The sequence below is a fragment of the Streptomyces sp. NPDC005151 genome, from assembly GCF_053599875.1.
Map to the genome: position 1 here is coordinate 24,312 of NZ_JBSFYR010000015.1, position 17,926 is coordinate 42,237.

16 protein-coding genes are annotated in these 17,926 nt (G+C 71.0%); 5 read left to right on the forward strand and 11 right to left on the reverse strand.

All coding sequences use genetic code 11. The annotated features are described in order from the left end of the window. Window positions 1-8: 8 nt before the first annotated feature. Together ACWD6R_RS11345 and ACWD6R_RS11350 are read right to left on the reverse strand one after the other, a co-directional pair. A complete protein-coding gene (locus ACWD6R_RS11345; protein ID WP_451818470.1) occupies window positions 9-815 on the reverse strand; it encodes a hypothetical protein in 807 nt (268 codons plus the stop codon). 362 nt (window positions 816-1,177) lie between these two features. Next, on the reverse strand, window positions 1,178-2,641 hold the full coding sequence (locus tag ACWD6R_RS11350) for a helix-turn-helix domain-containing protein (protein WP_451818546.1): 1,464 nt from the start codon (window positions 2,639-2,641) through the stop codon (window positions 1,178-1,180). A 372-nt stretch (window positions 2,642-3,013) separates the two neighbouring features. Between ACWD6R_RS11350 and dnaN the strand changes: the two genes are divergently transcribed. Further along, a complete protein-coding gene (gene dnaN, locus ACWD6R_RS11355; RefSeq protein WP_451818471.1) occupies window positions 3,014-4,132 on the forward strand; it encodes a DNA polymerase III subunit beta in 1,119 nt (372 codons plus the stop codon). Between the two features lie 278 nt (window positions 4,133-4,410). On the opposite strand, the gene ACWD6R_RS11360 is transcribed toward dnaN, so the two are convergent. Then, on the reverse strand, window positions 4,411-5,694 hold the full coding sequence (locus tag ACWD6R_RS11360; RefSeq protein WP_451818472.1) for an adenylosuccinate synthase: 1,284 nt from the start codon (window positions 5,692-5,694) through the stop codon (window positions 4,411-4,413). Window positions 5,695-5,880: 186 nt separating this feature from the next. Between ACWD6R_RS11360 and ACWD6R_RS11365 the strand changes: the two genes are divergently transcribed. Continuing rightward, window positions 5,881-6,747 (forward strand): diacylglycerol kinase, encoded by an 867-nt coding sequence (locus tag ACWD6R_RS11365; protein WP_451818473.1) that lies wholly within the window; start codon window positions 5,881-5,883, stop codon window positions 6,745-6,747. A gap of 138 nt (window positions 6,748-6,885) precedes the next feature. Continuing rightward, window positions 6,886-7,158, forward strand: a complete 273-nt coding sequence (locus tag ACWD6R_RS11370; RefSeq protein ID WP_451818474.1) for a DUF1876 domain-containing protein — start codon at window positions 6,886-6,888, stop codon at window positions 7,156-7,158. Window positions 7,159-7,259: 101 nt separating this feature from the next. Here ACWD6R_RS11370 and ACWD6R_RS11375 read toward each other — a convergent pair whose 3' ends face one another. Then, window positions 7,260-7,799: a GbsR/MarR family transcriptional regulator gene (locus ACWD6R_RS11375; protein WP_451818475.1), complete on the reverse strand. Its 540-nt coding sequence runs from the start codon at window positions 7,797-7,799 to the stop codon at window positions 7,260-7,262. A 113-nt stretch (window positions 7,800-7,912) separates the two neighbouring features. Between ACWD6R_RS11375 and ACWD6R_RS11380 the strand changes: the two genes are divergently transcribed. Then, entirely contained in the window at window positions 7,913-8,827 is a 915-nt protein-coding gene (locus ACWD6R_RS11380) for an ABC transporter ATP-binding protein (RefSeq protein WP_451818476.1), read from the forward strand. Beyond that, on the forward strand, window positions 8,824-10,446 hold the full coding sequence (locus tag ACWD6R_RS11385; RefSeq protein WP_451818477.1) for an ABC transporter permease: 1,623 nt from the start codon (window positions 8,824-8,826) through the stop codon (window positions 10,444-10,446). Before ACWD6R_RS11380 ends, ACWD6R_RS11385 begins: the two co-directional genes overlap by 4 nt. A 313-nt stretch (window positions 10,447-10,759) precedes the next feature. On the opposite strand, the gene ACWD6R_RS11390 is transcribed toward ACWD6R_RS11385, so the two are convergent. The 7 genes from ACWD6R_RS11390 to ACWD6R_RS11420 form a co-directional block, all read right to left on the reverse strand. Beyond that, window positions 10,760-11,989: a cytochrome P450 gene (locus ACWD6R_RS11390; RefSeq protein ID WP_451818478.1), complete on the reverse strand. Its 1,230-nt coding sequence runs from the start codon at window positions 11,987-11,989 to the stop codon at window positions 10,760-10,762. Between the two features lie 160 nt (window positions 11,990-12,149). Next, window positions 12,150-12,812 (reverse strand): response regulator, encoded by a 663-nt coding sequence (locus ACWD6R_RS11395; RefSeq protein WP_451818479.1) that lies wholly within the window; start codon window positions 12,810-12,812, stop codon window positions 12,150-12,152. Further along, entirely contained in the window at window positions 12,809-14,125 is a 1,317-nt protein-coding gene (locus ACWD6R_RS11400) for a sensor histidine kinase (RefSeq protein ID WP_451818480.1), read from the reverse strand. Before ACWD6R_RS11400 ends, ACWD6R_RS11395 begins: the two co-directional genes overlap by 4 nt. Before the next feature lie 144 nt (window positions 14,126-14,269). Next, complete coding sequence (locus tag ACWD6R_RS11405) at window positions 14,270-15,145, reverse strand: alpha/beta hydrolase family protein (RefSeq protein WP_451818481.1); 876 nt, start codon at window positions 15,143-15,145, stop codon at window positions 14,270-14,272. Window positions 15,146-15,254: 109 nt separating this feature from the next. Next, a complete protein-coding gene (kynU, locus tag ACWD6R_RS11410) occupies window positions 15,255-16,469 on the reverse strand; it encodes a kynureninase (protein ID WP_451818482.1) in 1,215 nt (404 codons plus the stop codon). Then, a complete protein-coding gene (locus tag ACWD6R_RS11415; RefSeq protein WP_037690734.1) occupies window positions 16,462-17,310 on the reverse strand; it encodes a tryptophan 2,3-dioxygenase family protein in 849 nt (282 codons plus the stop codon). The genes kynU and ACWD6R_RS11415 overlap by 8 nt, the downstream gene beginning before the upstream one ends. Window positions 17,311-17,471: 161 nt before the next feature. After that, window positions 17,472-17,885 carry a DUF3151 domain-containing protein gene (locus ACWD6R_RS11420; protein ID WP_451818483.1) on the reverse strand — a complete coding sequence of 138 codons (414 nt, stop codon included), beginning with the start codon at window positions 17,883-17,885 and terminating at the stop codon, window positions 17,472-17,474. Between the last annotated feature and the right edge of the window lie 41 nt (window positions 17,886-17,926).

Genomic DNA, 17,926 nt, shown 5'->3' on the forward strand with positions numbered 1-17,926 from the left:
CGGGAGTTCTAAGTGGCCGGAGCCTCGGCAAAAGTGCCCAGGGTGGCCCGGACCTTGGCCCGCCCCCGTTCGGCGGCGTCCCGGAACCGGGCGTGTGCGGGATTCCCAGAGGGCGGCGCGCAGACTCGGCAGGCCTCCGAGTCCGCGACCGGCACGCCGCACTCCGGGCACTCGGCGCGGGGCGCGGGCGGCGCGGGCGGCGCAGGGGGTTCGGGCCGGGCGGGCATCTTGCGGGTCAGCCGGTCGCTGATCAGGCCCGGCGCCGTCAGCACGGGCGTGGGCAAGCCACTGGTCAGTGCCTCCCGCAGCTGGGCGTCGGTGGCCCCGGCCGCCCGCCACTCCTCGACCCGGGGCGCCAGCCGCACCGCCTCTGCGGTGCCGAGCGTGAGCCGGGGGTCGCGGCGGCCGAGTGAGAGCAGCAGTTCCGTGGCGGACCTGAGCTGTTCGGGCACGGAGAGGCGAGGCAGCCGCCGGACGCTTCTGCGCGCCCTCGGTTCCTCACGCGCCGGGGAGGGAGGTTCTTGTTCCCCCGTCTTTTCTCCCTGGGGGAGCGGGCCCGCATCACCGTCGTCCGATTCACCGGAGGCCTGATTTCGGCCAACTTCTTCCGGGGGCTCGGCATGCGGGGTATCGAACACTTCGTACACCGTCCGCAGCTCACCCGACGCCGGGTCCCGGCGGAGCAGCCGACGCAGATAGCCGGAATCCTCCAGCTCACGCAGGGCGTCGGCGATGCGCGTACGCCCCTCCTTGCGCTGTTCGGCGAGCGTCCGGATCGAGGCACGGGCGCCGTTCGGGAGGCTCAGGAGGTACACCAGTACGCCTGCGGCGCACCACGAGATGGAACGGTCACGCAGAAGCGCGTTGCCGAAAGTGGAGAAGGAACGCGTCGGCGCTGTACGGTAAATGTGTATCCGGAGCCTTACTCCTGGTGTCGAGCCCCCGGGTGTTGCTGCACCGCGGGGGCATTCTCACGTCTGAAGGTCTGCTGCGAATGTAATGCCACACACCGTCACCGGCGCAAATGCCAAAAGCGTTGGCCAGAGCCGGAGTTAGAGACAGCGGGGCGCCCTCTCCACACCGCCCCCGACCTGCTGCTTTTCACTTCAGGTGCGCTGCTTTTCAACGCCCGGAATTTTCTGCGATCACCGGATGAGTTCACCCCCGGGAGTGAAACTCACGCTCCGTCGGTGACACCCGCGACGTCCAGCGCCCGGAAAGCCAGCCACAACTCGTACCGCGCACTGGGCGTTTGGAGCAGTGAGCGCCGAAGTACCGCTTCGAGACGGGTGAGGCGCTTGCGGGCGCCCGGCACGGAGATTCCCAACGACGCGGCGGTCGGCGCCAGTTGGGCCTCGCACTCCAGCCAGGACCGGACCGTCGCCTCGGCCGCCCCGCCGTTCCGGCGGAGCGGTTGCAGTTGCTGGGCCGCCCACTCCCGAACGTCGGGGCGGCGCAGGATCTCGTCCAGGGAGCGGGCCCCCTTCGCGGGCTCGGCGGGACGGGGTGCGCGGGCGGGTGTGGCGCGGATCCGCAGCGCCAGGTCGAGTGCGGCCTGGTCGGCGAGCCGGTTGAGGTCGCGTCCGAGCAGCTCGCCGATCAACCGCAGCCGTGCGGACAGGGTGTTGCGGTGGATCTTCAGATGCTTGGTCGCATGGGACGAGAACGCGAGCCAGGAACCCAGCGTCGCCGCCAGTTCCTGACTGCCGGGGTCCTGGCTGCGCCGGGGCAGGTAGGTGAGGAGCGGCCCCAGCAGGGCGTCGGCCCACCGCGCGCCCTCGGCGCCGACGAGCAGCGCCGGTTCCGGTGCCGAGCCGAACCGGGCGTGGCGGACCGGCAGTCCGCGGGCGACCGCCAGGGCATGGAACGCCTGCCGGTATCCGGTCGCCGTGTCGCTGAGCGGAACCTCCTCGCTCACGCCGACCACGCAGTCGTCCACCACGACGGCGACTTCGCGGCCGAGTCGCGGCTCGGTCCCGCCCGGGCCGGCGGGCACGACGAGGATCAAGTGGCGTGCGTACACCGGACACCGCACGATCCAGGACCGTCCGCCGGAGAGATCCGTGCAGACCTTCGCCACCTCGTCCCGCCGCCCGCCCGGGCACTCCACCACGCACACCTGGACGGGGTCCGGCAGCCTGGGCTTCAGGGCGCCCGCGACCTGGTGGGCGATGGAGAGCTGGCCGGTCATCAGCAGATGCAGCACCGCTTCCCGGCCGCGGGACTCCGCGAGGTCGACGCGGCGGCGTTTGCGTTCGACCGATTCGGCCGCCCAGCACATGGCCAGGGGCATCACCGCGTCGGCGAGGAGCGTGGCCAGCCCGTCCGGCAGCGGACGGCGCGTGACGACGGCGAGGACCGGGACACGGGCGTCACGGGCATCGGGCGGGCCGTCGAGAGGGAGCAGCAGAGCGGTGTCCGGGCCACGGTCGAGGGTGAAGGAGCGTACGCCGCGGGCCGTCAGTTCCCTTGCGCCGTCGGAGGCGAGCGTGACGGCTGCGGCGCTCGTGCGGTCCGGGGTCCGTGCCACGGCGTGCAGGACGGTTCCGTCGTCGTGGAGCAGTCCGGCCCAGCCGTCGGCGCGTCCCGACAGCCAGCGCAGCAGTTCCTGCACGCCACCGATGCGGGCCAGGCGGTGCATCCGCAGTATGTCGTCGGCCCGTTCCCACGTTCGCACAGGCCCTCCGCTCCGTACTCGTACCCGTCCGTCCCTGCTTACCGGTCTGACTGTGCGGACTGTTACCCCTGCGGTGCCCACACCGTGCGAATTGAATCTTACTGTCGGGTACTCGCCGACCTACAGTCCGAACGTGTTCCGCGGACGACATGGATGTCGGGGGATGTCGGGTGCCGTCCGTGGGCACAGGGGTGTCGGGGGACGGCGGGGTGAACGACGGCAGCGACCCACGGGGGTGATCGCTGTCGTCGGCCGCGCGTCGCCGGACCTCGGTCGATTGTCAGTGGCGCCCTCTAGCGTCGGACGCCGTCCGGTCCGACGGAGAGAGGCCCCGCCATGGAGTTCCGTATTGATCGCAGCGCACTGACCGATGCCGTGGCCTGGGCGGCCCGGGTGCTGCCCACCCGGTCGCCCGTACCCGTGCTCGGCGGGCTGCTGCTGGAGACCGACGGCGAGGTGTTGCGGATCTCCGGCCTGGATTACGAGGCGTCCGCCTGCATCGAGGTGGAGGCGGAGACCGTACGGGCCGGGAAGGTCCTGGTCATGGGGCGACGGCTGCTCGATGTGTGCCGGGTGCTGCCCGAGAGTCCGGTGGTGTGCGCGGTGGAGGGTTCACGGTTCTCGGTGACCGGCGGCAGCGCCCGGTTCGGGCTGTCCGTGCTGCCGCTCGACGACTATCCGGCGTTGCCGCCGCTGCCCGAGGTGCTGGGAGAGGTGGACTCCGAGGAGTTCGCCGCGGCCGTCGCCCATGTGACCGTGGCCGCGGGCCGGGACGACACGCTGCCGACCCTCACCGGGATCCGGCTGGGGCTCGACGGCGACACGATGACGCTGGCCGCCACGGACCGGTACCGCTTCGCTGTGCGCACGCTCGGATGGAAACCTGAGACGGCGGACGTCACAGCCGATGTGGTGGTGTCGGCGCGGCGGCTGACCGAGATCGCCCGCTCCTTCGGCCACTCCGGCATGGTCCGCGTCGCACTGGACGCCGGATCGGCCGGCTTCGAACTCGCCGGGATGCGGACCACGGTCCGCCTCCTGGACGGTCGGCTCCCCCGCCACGACAAGCTGTTCACGATGGCGGACCCGACGACCGCGGTCACGGACCGGGCGCCCCTGGTCGAGGCCGTCAAGCGCGTCGCGGTGGTCGCGGACGGCGACGGCCCGCTCCATCTGACCTTCTCCGACGGCTCGGTGATGCTTCAGGCGGGGTACGAGGACGATGTCGCTTCCCAGCGGCTGCCTGCCGTCCTGGAGGGCGCCGACGAGCTGACGGTCGCGTTCAATCCCTCGTACCTGATGGACGCCCTGACCTCGTTCGACGCGCCGGTCGTCCAGTTCCGCATGATGGGTCCCGGCCAGCGCGCCATGATCACCGGCGGGACGGCCGAGGACGAAACCGAGGGCGGCCCCACGCACCGGCATCTTCTGATGTCCGTGAAGCCGCTGGTCTGACGGCCTCCCCCGCGACAGGAAGTGGATCAGCGAACGGCGTCAGGCGGAGTCGCAGGGCGTCGGGAGCCCACTCCCGATCGCGGGGGAGGCGATAGGCGTGCCGACGGCACGGCACCGGTGTGTGACAGCGGTCCGGGCCAAGCTGCGCCCGGGGCACCCTGACGGTGACCGGCTCCACCGCCTTCGAACCGGTCGTGCGGGAGCCGGCGCAGAGGAGTGAACGTGCGGAGGGGGCCGGGGCGCAACAGCCGCCCCGGCCCCCTCCGCGTTGTCCCGTCCTACAGGAAGGAGTTGATCTCGATGGTCTCGGTACGGCCGGGGCCGACACCGATCGCGGAGATCGGGGCGCCGGACATGTCCTCCAGCGCCTTCACGTACGCCTGCGCGTTCTTCGGCAGGTCGGCGAAGGTCTTGGCCTTCGTGATGTCCTCGGACCAGCCCGGCAGCATCTCGTAGACCGGCTTCGCGTGGTGGAAGTCGGTCTGGCTGTACGGGAGCTCCTCGACGCGCTTGCCGTCGATCTCGTAGGCGACACACACCGGGATCTGCTCCCAGCCGGTCAGCACGTCCAGCTTGGTGAGGAAGAAGTCGGTGAGACCGTTGACCCGGGTCGCGTACCGTGCGATCACCGCGTCGAACCAGCCGCAGCGGCGGTCGCGGCCGGTGGTGACACCGCGCTCGCCACCGATCCGGCGCAGCGCCTCGCCGTCCTCGTCGAGCAGCTCCGTCGGGAACGGGCCGGCGCCGACGCGCGTGGTGTAGGCCTTGAGGATGCCGATGACCCGGCTGATCTTCGTCGGGCCCACGCCGGAACCGGTGCAGGCGCCGCCCGCGGTCGGGTTCGACGAGGTGACGAAGGGGTACGTGCCGTGGTCGACGTCGAGCAGCGTGCCCTGACCGCCCTCGAAGAGGACGACCTTGCCCGCGTCGATGGCGTCGTTGAGGATCAGCGTCGTGTCCGCGACGTACGGCTTGATCTGCTCCGCGTACTGGAGCATCTCCTCGACGATCTTGCCGGACTCGATGGAACGGCGGTTGAAGACCTTGGCGAGGAGCTGGTTCTTCTGCTCCAGGGCCGCCTCGACCTTCTGCTCCAGGATCGACTCGTCGTACAGGTCCTGGACGCGGATGCCCACACGGTTGATCTTGTCGGCGTACGTCGGGCCGATACCGCGGCCGGTCGTGCCGATCTTCCGCTTCCCGAGGAACCGTTCCGTCACCTTGTCGACGGTGACGTTGTACGGAGTGATCAAATGAGCGTTGCCGCTGATCAGCAGCTTGGACGTGTCCACGCCGCGCTCGTTGAGCCCACTCAGCTCGGACAGCAGGACCGCCGGGTCGACGACGACACCGTTACCGATGACCGGGGTACACCCCGGCGAAAGGATTCCGGAGGGGAGGAGATGAAGTGCGTACTTCTGGTCGCCGACGACCACCGTGTGGCCGGCATTGTTGCCGCCTTGGTAACGCACCACATAGTCCACGGATCCACCGAGGAGGTCGGTGGCCTTTCCCTTGCCCTCGTCACCCCACTGAGCACCGAGCAGCACAAGTGCGGGCACAGGCGTACACCCCTTCCGGGCGGGGCATGTCCAAGGTCAGGGGCCGTACGTAAACGCCGTACATGCCGTACGACGATGTACGACGAAGCCTGAACCGTCGAACCGGGTGCCCCGGAATAGACGAAGCCCCTGGCGCAATAGCGCAAGGGGCTCTTGCACCAAGATGCTACCCGAGGAAGGACCGAGGTGTCGGCTGCCCAGCCCCCCGGCAACGGTACGCACCAGCTGCTGGTGGTCATCGACCCGGTCGCCCGCCGGACCGACGGCGAGTCCGTCCGGATCGCGAAGGACGTGCTGAGCGCCGGTTCGCACGCCAAGATCTGCCTCCCGGACAGTCCGGAGGAGTTCGCGCGGGCCTTGTCCCGCCGGGGCACCAGGCGGCCGGTGGTCGTCGGCGACGACCGGGCGCTGCTGCGCGCCGTGACTCTCCTGCACCGGGAGCGGGAGCTGGCCGGTGCAGCGCTCTCGCTGGTCCCGGTGGGCGCCGCGGCCGCGCTGGAACTCGCGCATTCGCTCGGCGTGCCCCTGGGCGCGGTGGCCGCGGCGCGCGCGGCACTGGACGGGGCGGTGCGCCGGCTCGACCTGCTGGTCGACGACAGCGACGGTGTCGTCCTGGGCGCCCTGCGCATCCCCGCCCTGTCCGCGGTACCGGGGACGGCGGCGGCGCACACCGGTGTCACGGCGGTCTGGGACACCTGCCGCTCCCTCGTACGGACCCTGGTCCGCCCCGCCCCGTCGCCGGCCACGCCCGTCCCGACCCGCACCCATCGGCTGCGGGTCGAGGTGGACGGCGTGCTCCTGAACGATCTGGACCGGCCGGTCGAATCGGTGACGGTGAGCGCGCAGGGTGGTGACGGGGGTCTGGCGGACGTGGTGGTCCGGACGACGACCGGCGAACCGGTGACCGCGGAGGCGAAGGCGGTCACGGTCTCCGGCGCGGACTTCCGCTACCGGGCGGACATACAGGTCGGCGGCCCGGTCCGGACGAGGACGTGGACGGTGTGGGCGGGTGCGTGGGGGCTGATGCTGCCGGTGGCGGCGGAGAGCGGATGATCCCCGCACCGGGGGCGCGCACGTGAGGGTTCAGGGGACGTGTCGCACCTGCCGCGGCCTGCGCGACCGGCCTCTGACACACCGAGCGCGGGTGCGGAAAGAGGCGCACCCTGGTAGCAGGTCCTGGAGGTGTTCGCCATGATGAAAACCGCTATCGGATGGCACATCGAGCTGGAATTCGAGGAAGACAACCACCGCACCCGTGCCGCCGCCCTGGTACGGCTTCCCGACGGGAACGAGGTACGTGCGCACGGATACGCCAGCCGCCACCCCTCCGACTCCCAGCAGCCGAGGGTCGGCGAGGAGATCGCGGGTGCCAGAGCACTGAACGAACTCGCCATGACCCTGCTGACCAAGGCGCACGACGAGATCGACCAGGCGTCCGGCCGGACGTCGCACCCGCTGACCTGAGCCGTTCCGAGCCGAGGCCCAGGACCCAGTACCCCGGGCCTCTTGCCCAGCTCTTCCGTTTTGCCCAGTGCCCCTCCCGGCAAGCTTTGCCGGTCACGGCACTAGCTCTTCCGTTCCGGGAGGTCGAACTTCTTGCGGTAGTCGCGCCAGCGGTCCATCATGCCGACCAGTTCCGTCTGCAGGAACTCGAAGAACTCCGCAGTCTCCGCGAGCCGCGCACCGGCAGGCGTGTCCGGGCCGAGGGTCTGTGCGCCCTCCCTGAGGGCGTGCTCCCAGCGGGTCAGGACCCGGTCGCGGCTGGCAAAGGTGGCGTACCAGATCTCGTTGTGCAGGCGGTAGCGGTCCCTGCGCGAGCCCGGGTCGCGTTCGCGGCCGACCATGCTGACCTGCGTGAGGTAGTTGATCGCGCCGGAGACCGCGGCCGGGCTGATCCGGAGCTGCTCGCTGAGCTCCGCCGAGGTCATGGAGCCGTCATCGTCCGCGAGCAGCGCCGCGAAGACGCGGGACGCCATCCGCTGCATGCCCGCCTCGGTCATCTCGGCCGCGAAGCGCTCCACGAACCGCGACACGGCCTCCTCGTCGCGCGCGTGCTCGGGCTCCGGCTCGCGCTCACGCCCGTCCGCGCCGGTTTCGCTGCTCATCGCCCCATCGTCTCCCCTGAATTTCCTGCGGGTTCCCCGGCCCTGGGCCACACCCCGACTTTATACGCTTCCTTAACTTCACAAGTTTGTGAAAGTAGCGTACGTTCAGAAACATGACGAAGGCAATCACCGTGGCCGGACTGCACAAGTCGTTCGGGCGGACACACGCGCTGGACGGCCTCGACCTCGCGGTCGAGACCGGTGAGGTTCACGGCTTCCTCGGGCCCAACGGTTCCGGGAAGTCCACCACCATCCGGGTCCTGCTGGGCCTGCTGCGGGCCGACTCCGGCGCTGTCCAGCTGCTCGGCCGGGACCCCTGGAACGACGCGGTCGAGCTGCACCGGCGGGTGGCATACGTCCCCGGTGACGTCACCCTGTGGCGCAACCTCTCCGGCGGCGAGGTGATCGATCTGTACGGCCGGCTGCGCGGAGGCCTCGACCCGGCCCGCCGGGCCGACCTCATCGAGCGGTACGAACTCGACCCCACCAAGAAGGGGCGTACGTACTCCAAGGGCAACCGGCAGAAGGTCGCCCTCGTCGCCGCGTTCGCCTCCGACGTGGATCTGCTGATCCTCGACGAGCCGACCAGCGGGCTCGACCCGCTCATGGAGGAGGTCTTCCAGAGCTGCGTCGCCGAGGAGCGCGAGCGCGGACGGACGATCCTGCTCTCCAGCCACATCCTCAGCGAGGTCGAGGCGCTCTGCGACCGGGTGAGCATCATCCGGCAGGGACGCACGGTGGAGACCGGTTCCCTGGCGGACATGCGGCACCTGACCCGTACGAGCATCACCGCCGAACTGGCCGGCGCGCCCAACGGGCTCGCGCACCTGCCCGGCGTGCACGACATCGACATCCAGGGCATGCGGGTCACGCTCCAGGTCGACACGGACAAGCTCGACGCCGTCCTCAGGTCGCTCACCGCGTCCGGTGTACGGTCGCTGACCAGCACCCCGCCCACGCTGGAGGAACTCTTCCTGCGGCACTACGCCGCGGACACCGACGAACGGGCGGGGGTGACGGCGCGATGACTGCCGTAACCGTGCCCGCGACCCGTGCCGGACGCCCCGCCCGGGGCGGGCAGCTCACCGGCACCGGAACCCTGCTCAGGCTCGCGCTGCGACGCGACCGGATCATGATGCCGATCTGGGTGATCGTGCTCGGCGGGTCGTTCTCCTCCGTCGGGAAGTCCTTCTCCTCGCTGTACGACACCGCGGCGCAGCGCGCCGAACTCGCCGCCTCGATGAACGCCAACAGTTCGCTGCGCGCGGTGTACGGACCCGTCTTCAACGACTCCGTCGGCGGGCTCGTCACCTGGCGCATGGTCGGCTTCGGCGCCGCGATGGCAGCCGTGATGAGCCTGATCATCGTCATCCGGCACACCCGCGAGGAGGAGGAGACCGGCCGCCAGGAAATGCTCTCCTCCGCCATGGTGGGGCGCCGCGCCCCACTGACCTCCGCCCTCCTCGCCGCACTGATCGCCGACGCCGCGCTCGCCCTGGTGATCGTCGCCGGGATGGCCGGGTCCGGAGCGGGCGGCGCCGGGGCCGTGACGCTCGCGCTGACAGTCGCCGGAATCGGGGCGCTGTTCGCCTGCACCGCGGCGATCGCCGCCCAGCTCACGGAGAGCGCGCGGCTCGCGAAGGGGCTGACGGCGGCGGTGATCGGCGCCGCGTTCGTCCTGAAGGCGGCGGGCGACTCGTCGACGGACGACGCCTCGTCCGTACTGAACTGGCTCTCGCCGATCGGCTGGGCGGAGAACGTCCGGGCCTACGCCGACGAACGGTGGTGGGTGCTGCTGGTGATCGGCGCGGCGGTGCTGATCCAGGGCGGGATCGCGTACACCCTGGCCGGGCGGCGCGATGTCGGCATGAGCTTCCTGCCGACCCGCCCCGGACCCGCGACAGGGCGGATCTCCACGGCGTTCGGGCTGGCACTGCGGCTGCAGCGCGGTGCTCTGATCGGGTGGACGCTGTCGTTCGCCGCGGCCGGCGCCGTCTTCGGCGGGCTCACCGGCGGGGCGGCCGATCTCGTCGGCAACAACGAGAAGACGAAGGAGATCTTCGAGCGGATGGGCGGACAGGCCGGTCTGACCGACGCGTTCCTCGCCGCGATGGTCGGGATGCTGGGGATGGTGGCCGCGCTGTACATCGTCGCGTCGGTGCTGCGGCTGCACGGCGAGGAAACCGCGGGGCGCGCCGAACCCGTGCTGGCGGGCGGGGTGAGCCGGACCGGCTGGGCGGCCGGACACCTGGTCATCGCCTTCGGCGGCGCGGCACTGATCATGGCGGTCGGCGGCCTCGGCCTGGCCGCCGGCTACGGCCACGAACTCCCGGCCGTACTGGGCGCGTCGCTGGCGCAGCTGCCCGCCGTCTGGCTGCTCGGAGGACTCGCCGTCCTGCTGTACGGCGCGCTTCCGAAGGCGGCAGTGGCCTCGTGGGGAGTCGTCGGGGTCTGCCTGGCACTGGGGTGGATCGGGCCTGCGGTGAACATGCCGCAGCCGGTGATGAACCTGTCACCGTTCAGCCACCTGCCGAAGCTGCCGGGCACGGAGATGCAGTGGCCGCCGGCACTGTGGCTCACGGCGGGCGCGGTGGTCCTGGTGGCAGCGGGACTGGGAGCGCTCCGGAGGCGGGACGTGCAGGGGTGACCGGGTGACCGTTCCTGTCCTCGATTGCCGGACGGGCTTGGACCGACCGGCAATGGGGGGTGGGTGAAGGAGCGGGGCTGGGGTGCGTGCAGCGCAAGGCGGAGGATTGAGCCATGGCGGAGCCATGGTGATGGACGACAACGCCGCGAGGTGCGTGCCCCAGCCCCGTGACGCCGCCCCCCAATTGCCGGACGGGCTTGGTGTTCAAGCCCGTCGAGGCGGTCCCCCATGGCCCCCAGCCATGGGGGAGATCGAGGACACCGCCGGCCCGCAGCCGCCCTGCGGACCGGGGTGCTGAGTGGAAAGCTTCCGGTCACAGCTCCACGCGCAGTTCCTTCAGGCCCCTGATCACGTAGCCCGGGTTCCACTCCGGCTCGGCCGCCAACCGCATCCGGGGTGCCCGGCGCAGCAACTCACCGAAGGAAGCAGCGAGTTCGACTCGGGCGAGTGGCGCGCCCAGGCAGAAGTGGATGCCCGCACCGAAGGTGATGTGGGGGTTCTCCTGCCGGGACAGGTTCAGCGTGTCCGGGTCCGCGAAGCGCGCAGGGTCGCGGTTGGCGGAGCCGAAGAGCAGGGCCACCTCGGAGCCGCGCGGAATGACCGTGCCGTCGATCTCGATGTCGTCGAGGACCCAGCGCTCGAACATCTGCAACGGAGTGTCGTACCGCATCAACTCCTCCACGGCCGTGGGCAGCAGCCCGTGGTCGGCGCGGAGGGCCGCCAGCTGCTCGGGGTGACGCAGCAGCGTCCACCAGCCGTTCACGGTGGTGTTGACCGTCGCCTCGTGGCCCGCGTTCAGCAGCAGCACACACGTGGAGATCATCTCCTGCTCGCTGAGCCGCTCCCCTTCGTCGTGCGCGGCGATGAGCGCGGAGATCAGATCCGTACCGGGGTTCTTGCGGCGCTCCGCGATCAGCTCCCGCAGGTACGCGGAGAAGTCCACCGAGGCGCGGACGGCGGCGCTCGCGGTCTCCTCGGACGGGTTCAGTTCGAACATTCCGCAGATCGCCGCCGACCAGGGCCGCAACGGCCCGCGGTCGGACTCGGGGATGCCGAGCATCTCGGCGATGACGGCGACGGGCAGCGGTTCGGCGACCGCGGCGAGCAGGTCGCCGCCGCCCGCCTCCACAAAGCTGTCGACCAGCTCGGCGGCGAGCCGCCGCACCGTCGGGACGAGCTGCTCGACCGTGCGCGGGGTGAACGCCTTCGAGACCAGGCGCCGGATCCGGGTGTGGTCGGGCGCCTCCAGGTCGAGGATCCCCTGCCCGTTGAGGGTGGTGAAGGGCTCATGCGCGGCGGGCGGCGGCGTACGGCCGAACTCCTCGTGCGTGAAACGGTGCAGATACGTCCGGCCCAGGCGCCGGTCCCGCAGCAGCGCGGACACATCGGCGTAGTGCGGAACGAGCCACTGGTTCGTGGGCTCGAACCGGTGCACCCGGCCGTCGGCCCGCAGCGATGCGTACGCGGGGTACGGGTCGGCGACGAACGCCGGTGACCAGGGGTCGAACGAAGCGGTGGCGGCGAGCTGCGGAGACTGGTGCATGAACCGACGCTAACCCGACCGGTCGGTTCAGAGGCTGTCGGGCTACCTTCGATCGGGAAGCGGGCGGGGCCTGGAGCGTGCGTGCCAGGGCACGACCGCCCGATCAGAGGTGGCCCGACAGCCTCTCGGTCACGGGCGGCCCTGAAGGGAAGCAGGAAGGTCAGGCGGGGGTGACCAGGCGGGCCTCGTACGCGAACACCGCGGCCTGCGTGCGGTCCCGCAGCCCGAGCTTCACCAGGATCCGGCTCACATGCGTCTTGATGGTGGACTCGGCGACCACCAGATGCGAGGCGATCTCCGCGTTCGACAGCCCCTGCGCGATGAGGACGAGCACCTCCGTCTCGCGCTCCGTCAGATCGCCGATCTGAGCCAGCGCGGGTGACCGCGGGGTACCGGCGAGCCGCGAGAACTCGGTGATCAGCCGCTTGGTGACGGTCGGCGCCAGCAGCGCTTCCCCGGCCGCCACCACCCGTACACCATCGGCGAGCTGGCGCGCGGAGGCGTCCTTCAGCAGGAAGCCGGACGCCCCGGCACGCAGCGCCTGGTACACGTACTCGTCGAGGTCGAACGTGGTCAGCACCAGCACCTTGGCGGCCGCGTCGTTGGCGACGATCTCGCGGGTCGCCTCGATGCCGTTGAGCTCCGGCATCCGGATGTCCATCAGGACCACGTCGGGCCGGAGCGCTGCGGCCTGGGCGATGGCCTGCCGGCCGTCGACCGCCTCGCCGACGACCGCGATGCCCGGCATCGCGCCCAGGAGCACCGAGAAACCCTCGCGGACCATCATCTGGTCGTCGACGATCAGGACACGTATGTCGTTCATGAGGTCTCGCTCTGCGTCGGTTCCTGGGCCAGGGGTACGGGGATGAACGCGGTGATCTCGTAACCGCCGTCCGCGGCCGGCTCGGCGGTCATCTCGCCGTTCAGCATCGCGACCCGTTCCCGCATCCCCGTGATCCCGTGCCCGGCACCCTGCGACGGTTTCACCGGACCGGTCGGCGGACCGTTGACGACCCGCAGCCCGAGCCCGCCCAGCACATAGCCGATCTCGACCTTGGCAGTGGCGCCCGGGGCGTGCCGCAACGTGTTGCTGAGGGCTTCCTGGATGATCCGGTACGCCGACAGCTCGACACCCTGCGGCAGTTCACGTACCGCGCCGGTGATCGTCTTCTCGGCCACCAGGCCGGCGTCGGCCACGTTGGCGAGCAGTGCGTCGAGTTCGGCGAGGGTGGGCTGCGGTGCGTCCGGCGCCTGGTAGTCCTCGGCCCGTACGACGCCGAGAACCCGGCGCAGTTCGGTGAGGGCGGCGACGGCGTTCTCCCGGATGGTGACGAAGGCCTGCTCCAGCTCCGGGGGCGGGTTCTCCACCCGGTACGGGGCCGCCTCGGCCTGGATCGCGACGACCGACATGTGGTGGGCGACCACGTCGTGCAGCTCACGGGCGATGGTGGTGCGCTCCTCCAGCAGCGTGCGCCGGTCGCGTTCCACGGCGGTGACGGTGCGCTGCACGGTCACCTCACGCTCCGCTTCCCGGCGGGTCTGCACGACGGTCACCACGAGCAGCGCGAACGCGGAGGTCACGGCCATGGGCGCGGTGGTCGTGGAGGGGTGCCAGCCGATGTTCTCCATGACGATGCCGAGCATCACGGTCATCACCCACATCCAGGCCGCGGTACGGGGCCGGGTCCGGGCGGCGACCACGACGAGCACCACCAGATGGGCGAGGAACATGCTCGGCACCCACGGCCAGCCATCGCCGCCGAAGGTGGCTGCCACCGGAGTGAGCCCCATCGACATCCAGAACGCGCCGACCGGCCGGACCAGGGTCATCACGACGGCTACCGCCGGAAGCAGCCCGGTCAGGATGATCTCGATCCCGAGCGGCCTGGCGCCGTCCGCCCTGGCGAGGCCGATGAGGACCGTGATCAGCGCGGCCAGCCCGACCAGCGCGTGCGGCGTCCACCCGGCCCGCGCGCGCATCCCCTCGGACAGCAGCCGGGTCAGCGCCCGGCCGGTCCGCATCGGCGGCAGCGAACGGTAGGCGAACGCATCATGGAAGAGGTCCTGCCGCAGGCCGCCTATCGCCCCTGCGGCCAGCCGGAACTCGGGACTTCTGTTCTTGGTGGTCTCGGTCACGCCCTCACGGTAGGCGGCCCGGCGCGCGACGTCGTCAGCAGTGATACGGATCCTGCGGCATCCGTCGCAAGGACTACTCGGACCCACCCGGGCGGACCGGTCACGGCCAAGGCCGCCGCCACCGGACGGCCCCGGGACCGCCTGTCACCACGCCAGCTGCGCAATCTCCTCTGCCACCACCGCACACGCATCCGCCGCCGGATCGATCAACGGAAAGTGCCCGACCTCCTCCAGCAGCGTCAGCCCCACTGTCTCGCCGGCCTTCGCCGCCGCATCGACGAACGCCTCCGCGACCGCCTGCGGCACCGTGAGGTCAGTGCGTCCCTGCACCAGCGCCGTGGCGATTCCCGTCGGCAGCAGCACAGCCGGATCGGCGTACGGGCTCCTGGCCGCGAAGTCCTCTTCCCTTCCGAGCAGTTGACCCACCGCACCGGAGCAGACATCCAGCTCCACCGCCGTGGTGAAGTCGGCGATCGGCGCCAGGGCGACAACGCCGCGCAGCGGCGGCGCCGCGGGCAGCCGCCACGGCGACCCTTCCGGGAGTACGTGCCGGGCCGCTGCCCACAACGCCAGGTGACCGCCCGCGGAGTGACCGGTGACGACGATCCGCCGCGCATCGGCCTCCGGCAGTTCACGGGCCAGCAGTGCGGGCAGCGCGTCCATCGCCGCGGCCACATCGTCGAACGTCTCGGGCCAACGGCCCGCGACCGGACCGGAACCGCGCTGCTGCGGGATCTCGCTGCCGCACCGGTACTCGACATTGGCGACGGCGAACCCGCGCCGGGCCAGAAAGTCCGCGAACGGCGACATATGCTGCCGGTCGTACGGCGCCCGCCACGCACCGCCGTGCAGAAGGACCACGACGGGCGCCCCGGCCCGCCCGTCCCGCGGGGCGTAGAAGTCGATCACCTGGTCGGGGTGGTTGCCGTAGGCGGCGGTGGCGTCGGGGGCGACAGCCGGATGCGAGAACGCCGACTCGGTCTCGACTGCGTCCCGATCACGCGCGGCGGAATCCGACATGCTGCTCCAACCATCCGACAGAGGTGCCCAACTGGCCTGACCAGCGGGGACGGTATCAGCACGGGACCCCGCGTCCCCACGGGGACTGACCGTGGGGACGCGGCAGGTGTCACACCCCGCCGAGCGGCCCGCTCACCACCTCACCCAGCACCCGCGCAGCCCGCTCCACATCCGCGAACCCCACGTACAACGGCGTGAACCCGAACCGCAGCACATCCGGCCGCCGCAGATCCCCGACCACGCCCCGGGCGATGAGCGCACGCATCGCCGGCTCGGCGACCGCCGCGTCCACACACCGCAACGACACCTGGCTGCCGCGCTCCCCGTGCGCCCCCGGGGTGACCGGGACGACCACGCCCTCCGGCACATATGCCCCGACGCACTCCAGGAAGAAGTCCGTCAGCGCCAGCGACTTGGCTCGTACCGCCTCGACCGGCACCCCGTCCCACACGTCCAGCGCCGCTTCGAGCGCCAGCATGGACAGGATGTCGGGGGTTCCTACCCGGCCGCGCACGGAACCGTCCGCCGGAGCGTAGTCCTGCGTCATCGCGAACGGGTCGGCGTGCGAGGTCCACCCCGGCAGCGGCGAGTCGAAGGCCGCCTGGTGCCGCTCGGCGACGTACAGATAGGCGGGCGAACCGGGCCCGCCGTTGAGGTACTTGTACGTGCAGCCGACCGCCAGGTCCACCCCGTGCGCGTCGAGCCCGACCGGCAGCGCGCCCGCGCTGTGGCACAGGTCCCAGACCGCGAGCCCGCCCGCCGCGTGCACGGCGGCGGTGAGACCGGGCAGGTCGTGCAGCCGGCCGGTGCGGAAGTCGACGTGGTTGAGCAGGACGACCGCGGTGCGCGGACCGACCGCACCCGGCACGTCCGCCGGGGCGACGGGGACGAGCCGGTGCCCGGTCATCCGGGCGGCGGACTCGGCGATGTAGCCGTCCGTGGGAAACGTCGTCGCGTCGACCAGGATCTCGTCGCGTCCCGCGCTTGCCAGCCTGCTCGCGGCGACGACGGCCTTGAAGACGTTCACGCTCGTCGAATCGCCCACCACGATCTGCCCGGCGGCGGCCCCGACGAGCGGGGCGATCCGGTCGCCTATTCGCTCGGGCGCGGTCCACCAGCCGCTCTCGTCCCAGGACCGGATACGCAGCTCACCCCACTCGCGGGTGAGGACCTCCTGCATCCGGGCGGGTACGTGCCGGGGCAGCGCCCCCAGCGAGTTGCCGTCGAGATAGACAGTGTCGTCGAGGATGAACAGCTTCCGCAGATCGGCGAGTTCGTCGGCGGCGTCGAGTGCCGCGGCCCGCGCGGCGAAGGTCTCAGACATGGCTGCGCGCCGTCCACAGCTCCGGGAACACGTTCTTCGTGGCGCGTTTTTCCAGCCACGCGACCCCGGCGGAGCCGCCGGTGCCGGTCTTCGAGCCCATCGCGCGCCGGGTGGCGACGAGGTGGTCGTTGCGCCAGCGCCACACCAGTTCACCGACGTCGGTGAGCGCCTCGCCGAGCCGGACGAGCTCGTCGTGCCGCTCGGGATCGGCGTAGATCTCCGCCCAGACGGCCTCGACCTCGGGGGACGGCTCGTACTTCTGCGTCAGGTCCCGGCCGAGCACGGCCTGCGGTACGGCGTGCCCGCGCCGAGCGAGCAGGGCGAGCACCTCGTCGTACAGACCCGGTTCGGCGAGCGCCTTCTCCAGTTCGGCGTGGACGCGGGGTGCACCCCGGTGCGGTACGAGCATGGACGCGGACTTGTCGCCGAGCAGGAACTCCATCCGCCGGTACATCGCCGACTGGAAGCCGGAGCCCTCGCCGAGTGCGCCACGGTAGGAGTTGAACTGGGCGGGGGTGAGCTGGGCGAGCGGCGTCCAGGACGCGTTGAGCGCCTCGAGTTCCCGTACCGACCGCTTCAGCGCATCGCGTGCGACCGGCAGCCGGTCCTCGCGCAGGGCGTGCGCCGCGGTCTCCCACTCATGGACGATGACCGTGAACCACAGCTCCATGACCTGGGTGGTGACCAGGAAGACCATCTCGCCCGGGTCGTCGGAGCGGAGGTGCTGGAGGTGGGTCAGGACATCCGCCTGGACATAGTCCTCGTACGGAGTCGTTCCCGCGAAGTCCAGGTGCGGGGTGTCCGCACCGGTGGCTTCGGGGTCGGGGTGGATCGTCGACATTGCTGTCTCCTCGACACGAGCTTCCGGGTAGCGGTCCGCCCCTTCCGTGAGGTGATGGAGCTCCGGTCCCCTGTCCGCATCCTAAGCGGAGCCCCGCGAAAGGCGCAGGCCCCACAGACGGCGATACGTCTGCGGGGCCGTGAACAGGGCGCATGCGCCTGCTATCCCAGGATCTCGGCGGCGGTCGGCGACGAGTCGCGGAGGAACGTCGAGCAGCGCTCGTACTCCTCCTGCTCACCGATCAACTGCGCGGCGCGCGCCAGGGCGTGCAGGGCGCGCAGGAAACCGCGGTTCGGTTCGTGTTCGAACGGTACGGGCCCGTGGCCCTTCCAGCCGGCCCTGCGGAGCGCGTCGAGGCCGCGGTGGTAGCCGGTGCGGGCATAGGCGTACGACTCGATGACGCGGCCGCCGTCGAACGCCTCGTCGGCGAGCTGCGCCCAGGCCAGCGAGGAGGTCGGGTACTTCGCGGCGACGTCGGCGGGGGCGGTGCCGTTCGCGAGCAGCTCGCGCGGCTCCGGGTCGTCGGGCAGGTGGGTCGGGGGAGGCCCCCCGAGCAGGTTCTCGTGGATGGACATGGGTTCAAGTGTGCCTGGCACATGCGCGTCGGGGGTAGCCG